7 protein-coding genes are annotated in these 8,189 nt (G+C 38.6%); 4 read left to right on the forward strand and 3 right to left on the reverse strand.

Features of this window, described 5'->3' with window-relative positions; genetic code table 11:
- Both AC2JBO_RS40670 and AC2JBO_RS40675 read right to left on the reverse strand, forming a co-directional pair.
- On the reverse strand, nt 1–1,422 hold a 1,422-nt coding region (locus tag AC2JBO_RS40670; RefSeq protein ID WP_496959309.1), incomplete at its 3' end, for a mechanosensitive ion channel.
- Between the two features lie 344 nt (nt 1,423–1,766).
- Nucleotides 1,767–3,404: a hypothetical protein gene (locus AC2JBO_RS40675; RefSeq protein ID WP_496959310.1), complete on the reverse strand. Its 1,638-nt coding sequence runs from the start codon at nt 3,402–3,404 to the stop codon at nt 1,767–1,769.
- A 474-nt stretch (nt 3,405–3,878) separates the two neighbouring features.
- Between AC2JBO_RS40675 and AC2JBO_RS40680 the strand changes: the two genes are divergently transcribed.
- Complete coding sequence (locus tag AC2JBO_RS40680; protein ID WP_496959311.1) at nt 3,879–5,012, forward strand: protein kinase domain-containing protein; 1,134 nt, start codon at nt 3,879–3,881, stop codon at nt 5,010–5,012.
- A 174-nt stretch (nt 5,013–5,186) separates the two neighbouring features.
- Nucleotides 5,187–6,260: a PstS family phosphate ABC transporter substrate-binding protein gene (locus AC2JBO_RS40685; protein ID WP_496959312.1), complete on the forward strand. Its 1,074-nt coding sequence runs from the start codon at nt 5,187–5,189 to the stop codon at nt 6,258–6,260.
- A 798-nt stretch (nt 6,261–7,058) separates the two neighbouring features.
- Here the strand turns inward: AC2JBO_RS40685 and AC2JBO_RS40690 are convergent.
- Nucleotides 7,059–7,445: a hypothetical protein gene (locus tag AC2JBO_RS40690; protein ID WP_496959313.1), complete on the reverse strand. Its 387-nt coding sequence runs from the start codon at nt 7,443–7,445 to the stop codon at nt 7,059–7,061.
- 158 nt (nt 7,446–7,603) lie between these two features.
- Here AC2JBO_RS40690 and AC2JBO_RS40695 point away from each other — a divergent pair, with 158 nt between their 5' ends.
- Together AC2JBO_RS40695 and AC2JBO_RS40700 are read left to right on the forward strand one after the other, a co-directional pair.
- Nucleotides 7,604–7,687 carry a chemotaxis protein CheB gene (locus AC2JBO_RS40695; protein WP_496959315.1) on the forward strand — a complete coding sequence of 28 codons (84 nt, stop codon included), beginning with the start codon at nt 7,604–7,606 and terminating at the stop codon, nt 7,685–7,687.
- 133 nt (nt 7,688–7,820) lie between these two features.
- A partial coding sequence (locus AC2JBO_RS40700) for a glutathione S-transferase N-terminal domain-containing protein (RefSeq protein ID WP_496959314.1) occupies nt 7,821–8,189 on the forward strand: 369 nt, incomplete at its 3' end.

Here is an 8,189-nt window from a genome sequence, read left to right on the forward strand (position 1 = left end):
TAAAGCTTGACGATTACCAGAAGCGGTAATGATACTGAAAGCTAAATTTGCCAGAAATAATCCGACGGCAAATACCACTAATCCTGCTAAAATTCTACCAAAAATTATAGTTAAACCACTAACTAACGCCGTTAATGCTGGAATATTTAAAACATCAACTGCTGCTACGGTAGCAAATAGCATTATACCAACAAGTACTACAATACCCACAATCTCAGATGGTGTGCGGGTTGTGCTTGCCACCCTCGTCGCATCTGGTTGAGTAGATGGTTGGACGGTAGTTGTTCTTGTTCTTCTGGTCGGTATGCCTAAAACAGAAAAAATATTGTCGAAACCAATGCTCGTAAGAATATTGGTAACGAGTTCAGACACAAATCTACCCAAAAAGTAAGCAGCTATTAATATAATTGCTGCCGTGAAAATTAAGGGTAGCGCATTGAGGATTTGTTGCAGCATCGCAATTGCTGGTACAGAAATCGCATCTATTCTTAGAGCGTTTAGTGCTGCAATCGCAAACGGAATCAGTATTAATATGTAGACAACTGTGCCAATAATTCCTGACAGTGATTGTCCTGCAGTTGTTTGCCGTAAACCAAATCGGGCGCCTAAACGGTCACTTCCAGCAGAAGCAAGCAAGTTAGTGACGATTCGTCTGACAATACTAGCAAGCAACCAACCCGCAGCAGCAATTAACACCGCAGCAAGAATATTTGGCAAAATTGAAATTACTTGCGTAATTAAACTCTGTATAGGGAGTAATGCTTGATTTAACTCCAATGTATTCAGAATTGGCAGCAAAAACAGTAAAAAGATAAACCAGTAAAGTGCATTACCAATCGTCTCGCTTAAAGATAATTGATTTTGACTTTCTGGTGTACGGTCTTCTAACTGTGTACTCAAACGCTCATCAACTCTTAATGCGTGTAACCCTCGTGTTGTTATGAGCTTGACAACACTTGCAACTGCCCAAGCAACACCAAATAGTATAACTGCACCAATTATTTTAGGAATATATCCTAAAACTTGATTGAGGAAAGTATTTAGAGGTTGTGAGACAGCCTGCAAATTGAGTGTTTGTAAGACAGCGACAATCGTTATTATGACAATAACCCAAAAGACAAAGTTTGAAATTACCGTCTCAACCTTGGGTAAATCTCTTTGGTCAGTACGACCTAAAATAGCAGCAGCCATGCGGTTATCAACATCAGTACGATTGAGGAGTCCTCGTACAATTGCTCTTACAACCGCAGCAATTAATAAACCAACTAACAAGACTGCTATTGCTGCAAGCAACGTTGGTAAAAAATTTACTAACTGTGCAAACAACCGTCCCATGTAGTCTACACTATTATCTAGTGCTTGTCTTGGTTCAACTGGTTGATTTGGTTGTATAGTTTGTGCCAGTAGCCAGGTTACATCCATAAATTTTTCGGGCTTCACCTTGATGTATTACTTAGTCAGATATAAAAAGTGACAATTCCCATCGGTAATTTGATGTGAGTAGCTTACTTAGAAGTGTATCATTATGAATCTATCTTTATACATAAGATAATTTCATACTTTTAGTAGATGACGTAAAGATGTTAAGATGTTATAATTCGAGTCCACCCTAAACAAAGCAAAGCAAAAAATCCCGGGGCGTTAAAGTTACCGGGATAATTAAAAATTATTGTTGCTAGAGTAGTTTAATATTAACGTTCTTCGATTGAAAAACCTAAAGTATTTACACCCAATTCTTCGTGTTAGGGACTTCCAAACCTACGAATTTACTGCTTGTTTTCGTCGGCACCTGTTAAATTACTTAAGGTGCGACTTGCGACATCGGCACTAAACCCCCAAACTAGTAATCCTAAATAATCTGAGAAGGGGTCGGCGCCAAATGTTGCTCCCTTTTGCATATACAATGAACGCAACCCGACTAGTGATAAACTAAGTAATAGCGCTAGAGAAAATAATGGTTGAGCGAACCAGTAGGTAACTTGAGTGCGAAATTTGGCACCAGATAGGAATATTAGTGCTTTTTGTGACCACAATACCCATTTATCTACTGGTTGTTTGACGTTATGATGTGCGGCGCCACTAACAGCGACAACTGCATCTTTCACACCTTTGACTATTTCTGTTAAATTAAACGGCGCCTGGAGAGACCCCATTTGTAAAGGAAGCTGTAATTTAATAATATCTTGCTGTAAATCGTCGAGTGATTCTTTTGCTTGTTCGTCTTGAGATAAACTAATTTGCATCCGAATATTGTTTATTTTTTGAAGTATGCCTTTGTCACCTTTGACTTGAGGATGCGTTTTGAATGGTTCTAATTTTTGCTCGATTGTACGTAGTGAAAGTAAACATTCGTAACGCGCAGTAATTTTTTCTATTTCGGTTGTTGCAGCTTCCAATTTGATCTGCTGTACTAATTGCTCGGCTTTAGATAACATTGGAATCAATATTTTTTGATCTTCAAGGTTTGACGAAGCAATAAGATTATCTAATTGTTTGATTTTACCGAATACCTCTGCTTGGGGAATTCCTTTTTCTTGCATGTATTTAATTAATCTACCCAAAATAATTCCTAAGAATAGTACTAAAAGTGGTACTAAGGGAGCTATTCGCATAGTTAAGTTGACTGGAACAATTAAACGTTCTCTCGCTCCTTCTAAAGTTAAATAAACTGCTCCTGTGTAACGGTCAGAAGGTATTTTAGTACTATCCCATTGTAAAGGTAATTTAACTATTTGGTCGGCTTTTAAAGTTTGAGGGATTTTGGGTACTTTGATTTGGTTGTTACTTAATTGATAAGCTGTTTGTTCGCCTTTTAATAATACTTCTGCACTAGTTACTGTTATAGTTGCATCTTCGTTGTTGTCGAAAGCTAAGTCCCAAGTTTGCAAGAAAGCACTTTTTGGAAATACTAAATGTGCTAAAGAGCAATCTAACCACCAATCGCATTGAGTTAATTGTAATTGTACTTGCTCGTTTCCTCGTAACGGCGCCAGTTTTGGTCTAACTTTGATTAATACATTTATATTAATAATTTGTGTTTGATTAGGAAGTCGTATTTCAATTTTTCCTTTATACGTTCCTGGCAATTGTGGGTTGCTTATTTTTACTTGGAAATCTTTGGGTATCGCAGCAGTTAGTTTAGTTTCACCTATAAACGATACATTCTGGCGCCTGATTATTTCCGAACCTTCTTGACGTTTCAAGTCAGAAGCAAGAAATGTAAACTGCTCTACTGTTGCTGGAGCAGAAAGACGTATACTACCTATGAGGGTATTTTCTTCATTCAACCAACCTTTGATTTGCAAAGGTTTATCCAATGCATCTACTGTGATAGTAGTTTGCGCTAAAGCTGGTTTAGGACAAATTAGCAATAAGCAGACAGCGGTAAAAATCCAGCGTTTCATATTATGTCAATGGTGCTACCATAATTATTTTACTTTTGTTTTATTAATCTTTTTGGTTATGTAAAATTTATGGTGGACAGGCTGTGGAAGTAACGAAGTCCCCAGGCGCCTTATTTGGTGCAGAAGGGACTAACATAACTTCACCAAAGTTGTTGATTACCCAATTATCAGCTTCGATAATTTGAGGTTTTGGTAATTGCTCTTAAAACAATATTAGCGTACATCATTTGTGCTTAAATTCAAAAATCACAATTTTCCTTAGAGAATCAAAAGCCTAATCGCAACAAGGAGAAGTGAGCGGTTAGTGATGGGCGCCCAAGCTGCACGCCTATGGTACAGACAGGTAAGTGGGAATACATCCAGTGTTCATTACTGGAGTTGTAGAACCAGTGGGCAATTTCGTAAAATATGATAAATTTACCCTCATTTTTAGATACGCTCTTAGTGAGAGTAGTTTAATACTTATATATAACTATGTTAGGTCGATTACTAGGCCAACGTTATAAAATCGTCCAAAGTCTAGGGGCAGGTAGCTTTGGTCATACTTATATTGCTTTGGATATCAAACTTTTTCACAGCTTATGTGTCGTCAAGCAACTTAAGCCCCTGAAATGTGACCCTAAGACTTTAAAGATAGCCAAACGTCTATTCGACTCGGAAGCACAACTATTACATCGCTTGGGAACTCATGACCAAATTCCTCAACTGCAAGCTCACTTTCAAGAAAATCAGGAATTCTATTTAGTTCAGCAATTGATTGAGGGTCATCCTTTGAGCGAAGAACTAGCCCCTCAACAGCAGTCAAGTGAAGCTTATGTTATTGACCTATTACAAGGTATTTTAGAACCATTAGTGTTCGTCCACCAACATAACGTCATTCATCGCGACCTCAAACCTAGCAATATAATCCGGCGCCAAAGCGATGGCAAGCTTGTTGTGATTGACTTTGGGGCAATTAAGCAAATTGGAACTGGCGTGGTGAGTACAAAGGAAACAACGTATTTTACTGTAATAGTGGGTACTCCTGGCTATATGCCCAGCGAACAGGCTTCAGGTAATCCAAAACTTAGTAGTGATATTTATGCTGTGGGCATGATTGGAATTCAAGCCTTGACAGGGTTAAAGCCAGATCAAGTGCAAAAAGACGAACACACTGCTGAAATTCTCTGGCGCCATTTGGTACAGGTAAGTCCTGAACTGGCATATATTATAGACAAAATGACCCGATATGATTTTCGGGAGCGATATTACTCAGCTATTGAGGCATTAGAAGCTGTGCAGCAACTATCAAGTCAAAAATCACAAACTATAACTGAAAATATAACTGATTACCCAAGGCAGCAGCAAGCTACACAACAACTCCTAGAACCGACACTATACCAGCTTGAACCACTCGACTCTTCGTTGCCACCTAAAAAAAACTCTATTGTGCTGTTTGGGTTAAGCCTCGGTGCTATCACTAGTGTAATAGTAGCAGCCTTAATCTATATATTTTTTCATTCCAGAATATTCGTTATTGACCAACAAATTCAATCCCCCTCCCAAAATGTCTTACCTCGAACTAACATGCCCACTCCAAGGATTTCACCGAAACGCTTAACGTTATAAAGTATACCATTAGTCGTATTTTAATTAACAATATGATTATTTAATCTATCCTAATGCTAGATGTTTTTGCCCTGGCGCCACTTTATAATGTGGGCAATAAATTCGTTCTGTTCCCTAATATACCTGTTTTTATCACCAAGTTATTCCTTTTAAGACCTTGATATCAAACGTAATATGGCTGTAAACCAAAAAAAACCTTTAATTAACGGGGAAACCGCACTTTTTCTTAGAGGTCTAATCATCGGTAAAGTGTTAACAATTATAGTTATTGGTGGACTGTTCTGGTGGCTCCTAAAGCCGCGCATGACTAGCACCAGTGCTGACTCTTCCTCCGGTCAAACCTTAAACACCGCTACTGATGCTACATCAACTTTTCAAACAATTGCCTCCGTTCCACCTGGCTCATTCAACTATGGTGGCAGTACAGCTTGGGCGCCTATTCGTCAATTAGTAGATTCTCAAATTCAAAACGCGCGTCCTGAACTAAAGTTGCGCTATGTAGACCCAAATAAGAGTAGCCCTAGTTCTAGCTCAGGTATTCGCATGTTACTTGATGGTCAATTAGACTTCGCTCACTCAGCCCGTCCCTTCACAGCAGACGAATACGCGACAGCCAATTCTCGTGGTTTCACATTATCGCAACATCAAATTGGCATTGATGGCATAGCAGTCGTCGTCAACCCTTCTCTCAACGTACCGGGCTTAACAATTGAGCAATTACAACAGATTTATCAAGGGCAAATTACTAACTGGAAACAAGTGGGTGGACCAAACTTACCCATCACCCCTTTCTCGCAGCGTCCAGAAGACGCAGATACAGTAATCGCCAACTTTGACGTAAATAACCAAGTGCTTAACTCGAATGTGCAGTATGTTAACTCCACCACAGAAGCGCTGCGCCAAGTTAGCAAAACCCCTGGCAGTATATATTATGCTTCTGCCCGTGCAGTAGTGCCTCAATGTACAGTAAAAGCTTTGCCATTAGGTCGCACTAACACCGAACTAATTCCTCCTTATCGCCAACCGTTAGTCTCTTCACAGCAGTGCCCAAGTCAACGCAATCAGGTTAATACTGAAGCAATTAAGAATGGTAGCTATCCAATAACTACTAAATTGTTTGTAATTATTAAGCAAAACAAAGGTCGAGAACAGCAGGCAGGTGAAGCCTATACCAAACTGTTACTTACAGACCAAGGGCAAAACGCCATAGAGCAGGCTGGTTTTGTAGGAGTTAGCGTGCAAAAGTAACAAAAATATCTTGTGGAATGGGCATCCTTGCCCGTCCTAAATAGATATTTTGTTAAAATCATTTAACTTTTTAAACTTGGTTTTACATAAATCGAGAAAGCGATGGACGGTAAAAGTATAGGCGCTATAATATTTGCCGATATATACATTTGCATTGAGAGCAATAGGTAGGCAGCTACTACAGTTACAAGTGATGTAAGTAAAAGTATATTACCACGTTTTTTATACTGGTGCTTGTTAATTATAAGTATTATTTGTATTGCTTTACCAAAAAACGCGGCAATACCAATCATCCATAAATTAGGGATTGGGGTAATAATATGCTGTTTGAGCAGATGTTGAACCATGTAGGAATTAATTTCTACTCCCGTAATCTCTTTTATAAAATTATCATTAATATGTCGCAGGCGCCAGTAAGCAACCCCTAAAGGTAAAGGAAATTTATCACTAGTGTTTTCTGTTAAACCAGGTTTTTTCTACCTGTTGCACCTGAAGATAATAATGATTATCAATATAATTCATTATTCTGCCTTTGTGATGTCTATATAATTACTTACTTCTCGCTCAGTTGGAGTTATGCAGTTTTGGCAACGGATGAAAACGGATGTAACGGATTGATTTGTGTAGCATTGCGTTTAAAGAGAAAGTACTATAGCGTTTCTTTTGTGCGTGGTAGCTTGTGTATTGCAACAATTACTGTTTTCCAGTGGTACAGAATGACGGGCAGGGATGCCCGTTCCACTCATTGTTTTAGTAATTTAATTTGTAGCTTACTTGGTTAAAAAATGCTATGATAATTTAGCTTTGGGAATACTGGTGTTCTAAATGAATAGCTGATTTTTCTTGTAATAATCTATGGTAAGCAAAAGTCGCGCGTGTACCTTGAAAAAAGAAGTAGATAAACATATAACTTAAAAAAGATGCTGGTTTGCCTATGGTGACAGCAAAAAAGATTTGATTTCCAGTAAAGTAAATTAACATTAATACAGCACAAACACGACTGTTTTTATATATTCCATAGGTGAAGCCAAAGACTAAAGCGACATCAATTAGATTCCATGTACTAAAACCTAAAACTTTGATTCCTATAATACTTCCTAACGTCAGAATCAAAGTCATGACTCCACTAATAACTCCTGTTGTGACTGCATCTAAAATATGTCGTCTGGCGCCACTGATATTCATAATATTTCCTATGCTTGGTATTCGTTCTTACACTTCTATCTATCTCTGACCACTACTGACTTATGCAAAAAATGAAAATTACTACGTATAGCAGTCCTACATGATTTGTGAAAAATACCTAAATGTAGAGACGCGATATATCGCGTCTCTACAACATACTGCGCGCGCTTGGTTGGCATACAATTGCTCAGAATCAAGAAAGCTGTGCTGTTTACGGAATGCCAAAAGCTGCCGTCGAATAAAATGCCGCTGTTGAAGTTCTTAACCCAGAAGCAATTGCCAATGCTCTAATTAAACTCCACTTAACTTAAGATTCCTTTCGTTTAGATTCCTGCAATATTGTAAAGTCAAGAAAGGTCTTATGCAATTTATTCTATGGCTACTGCACCCCTAAGCTGGCAAGAACTAGAAACCCTCACGAACTATCAAATAGATACAGTCAATGGTTCCACCAACTCAAGAGCTACGTTGCGTTTGTTTGGGAAACCCGAATCTGATGTGCGGGTAACACTGTACCGTGATAACCACGCCTGGTGTCCTTACTGTCAAAAAGTTTGGCTATGGTTAGAAGAAAAACAAATCCCCTACCGCATCGAAAAAGTAACAATGTTCTGCTATGGGGAGAAAGAAAGTTGGTATAAACGCAAAGTACCATCAGGAATGCTCCCCGCAATCGAGCTAGATGGACGTATTATTAAGGAGAGCGATGACATTTTGCTCGCTTTGGAAAACGTTTTTGGAGCA

The sequence above is a fragment of the Calothrix sp. CBUCES-K 9914 genome (assembly GCF_059640475.1).